Below are 2052 nucleotides of genomic sequence, written 5' to 3'. Positions count from 1 at the left end.
GTAAGCGCTCCATAAACCCCACCTCCCGCTGGTGGGGTTTTGCGTTTTAAAGTGGCGTTGTGGGTTTGCAGTTCCACGGCAGCAGCGCTTCGTAGCCTTCGATGCAATTGGCCTGAGGCAGGCGTTCGAGGATGTGACGCAGGTAGGCGTAAGGCTCTTGGTGGTTGGCCTTGGCGGTTTCGATCAGGCTGTAGATTTGCGCGCTGGCAGTGGCGCCCTTGGGTGTGTCGCTGAACAGCCAGTTCTTTCGGCCGATGACGAAGGGCCGGATGGCTCGCTCGGCGGCGTTGTTGTCGATCGGCAGGTGGCCGCCTTCGGCGTAGCGCTCCAGCCGGCTCCAGTTGTTGGCCAGGTAGTTTACGGCTTTGCCCAAGGCATTCTGTGCGGTAACTTGCGGCTGAGTTTTCTCCAGCCAGTTTTTCAGTTGAGCGAGGATCGGCAGGCTATGTTGCTGGCGACCCTGATAACGTTGTTCGGGGATGGCGTCTTTTAGGTCGCGCTCGATGCCGTACAGTTTGTTGATCAGGTTTAGCGCCACGTCGGCCCGTCCGGTTTTGCCCTTGGGCTGCACCTTCTGCGCCTCAATAAATTTACGTCGCGCATGCGCCAGGCAGGCTAAGCGCTCAACCCCGGCTTGCGCGGCCACGGCGTTGTAGCCGGCGTAGTCGTCGGTCATCAAGTAACCGCGGTAGCCCGCGAGCAGGCGCAGCGGCACGTCCTGCGCACGGCTGGTGGTATAGTCGAACAGGATTACTGGCCTGTCTGGCGGGCCGCCGGTTTGCACCCACATCCACGATTGGCTGCTCGGCTCACGCCCCGGCTCTTTGAGCACCTGCACACGGGTCTCATCGCAGTGCAGTACCGGGTAGTCCAGCAACTGGTCGCGTATCAAGTTGAGCAGCGGTTGTAGCAGCGCGCCACACTGGATCACCCAGCGCGCCAAGGTCTGGCGCGGGATGTCGATACCGTGCCGGCTGAGCATCCTCTCAAAGCGGTACAGCGGGATGCCGTCGGCGTATTTTGTTGTTAGCAGCATGGCCAGCACGCTGGGGCTGGCTAGGCTTTTCTCGATCAACTGCGCCGGCTTATCGGCAGTGATCGGCGCGGTTTCGCAGGTCTTGCAGGCGTAGGTTTTGCGGATGTGTTTGATCACCCGGACTTGCATCGGGATGATTTCCAGCTGCTCGCTGGTTTCTTCACCGATGACCTGTTTGCGGCAACCACACTCACAGGTCAGTTCGTGCTCGGGCAGCTCGTGGACGACTTCGACACGCGGCAGTTCAGCGGGCAACGGCTTACGCTTGCCACGACGCTTAACCGGAGCGACAACCTCTTCCTCGACGTCATCGGCAACGGCTTCAGGCGCAGTGTCGGTGAGGTTTTCAGCCTCGTTGAAGAACTCTAGCTGCGGTGAGTCAGGATCGGCACTCTGCTCGGACTTACGGCCGAACAGACGCTGGAGCAGCAGGGCGTTTTGTTCGCGCAGACGCTCAATTTGTCCATCCTTTTCCGACATCCGCACGCTCGCCGACAGCAGCAACTGCTTGAGCAAAAAAGGATCGTCGGGGAGGGTTTCGGGCATGGAAATCATGCCGTGGATTATACCGAATCAGGTGACGAAGCGCGGCGTCAGCAGCTTGTGCGGCTGGTTACCCCAGAGATCGATTCCATCCAAAAGTTGGTTCAATTCACGCACCGTCAACTCAATGGCTTCATCGCCCGCATCCGGCTTAGTTTTGAAGCGTTCGGCCTCTAGACGCTTGAGCCACAGACAGAAACCGTTGCGATGCCAGTAGAGAATTTTCACTTGGCTACGCGTGCGATTGAGGAACACAAATAATACTGGGTCGAACACCGCCACCTTGATATCCAGCTCGACCAGAGCGGCCAAGCCATTGATGGATTTACGGAAATCCACTGGCTTGGGATAAAGATAAACGGCTTTAACCTTGGGATCGGGGCGCATCATGGGCTGGCTCCAGAAAGAAAATCGGGAGCACAGCATCAGGTCGTACTTGGGTCATTTGAAGGTGGGGTTTATGGAGCGCTTAC

At 58.3% G+C, this 2052-nt stretch carries 2 protein-coding genes; both read right to left on the bottom strand.

Going from position 1 to position 2052, the window contains the following annotated elements; translation table 11 throughout:
• Nucleotides 1-46: 46 nt before the first annotated feature.
• A complete protein-coding gene (tnpC, locus tag BLL38_RS29830) occupies nt 47-1591 on the bottom strand; it encodes an IS66 family transposase (RefSeq protein WP_076965371.1) in 1545 nt (514 codons plus the stop codon).
• 18 nt (nt 1592-1609) lie between these two features.
• Nucleotides 1610-1969 carry an IS66 family insertion sequence element accessory protein TnpB gene (gene tnpB / locus BLL38_RS29825; RefSeq protein ID WP_076965370.1) on the bottom strand — a complete coding sequence of 120 codons (360 nt, stop codon included), beginning with the start codon at nt 1967-1969 and terminating at the stop codon, nt 1610-1612.
• Nucleotides 1970-2052: the final 83 nt, after the last annotated feature.

This window comes from Pseudomonas gessardii, from assembly GCF_001983165.1.
GTDB lineage: Bacteria > Pseudomonadota > Gammaproteobacteria > Pseudomonadales > Pseudomonadaceae > Aquipseudomonas > Aquipseudomonas gessardii.
Note: the sequence above shows the minus strand (reverse complement) of the source record. Positions and strands in the feature narration are given on the sequence as shown.

What these genes read in the sequence shown, in the direction of transcription:
- tnpC (WP_076965371.1), bottom strand. Translation starts at nt 1,591, where the DNA reads ATGATTTCCATGCCCGAAACCCTCCCCGACGATCCTTTTTTGCTCAAG.
- tnpB (WP_076965370.1), bottom strand. Translation starts at nt 1,969, where the DNA reads ATGATGCGCCCCGATCCCAAGGTTAAAGCCGTTTATCTTTATCCCAAG.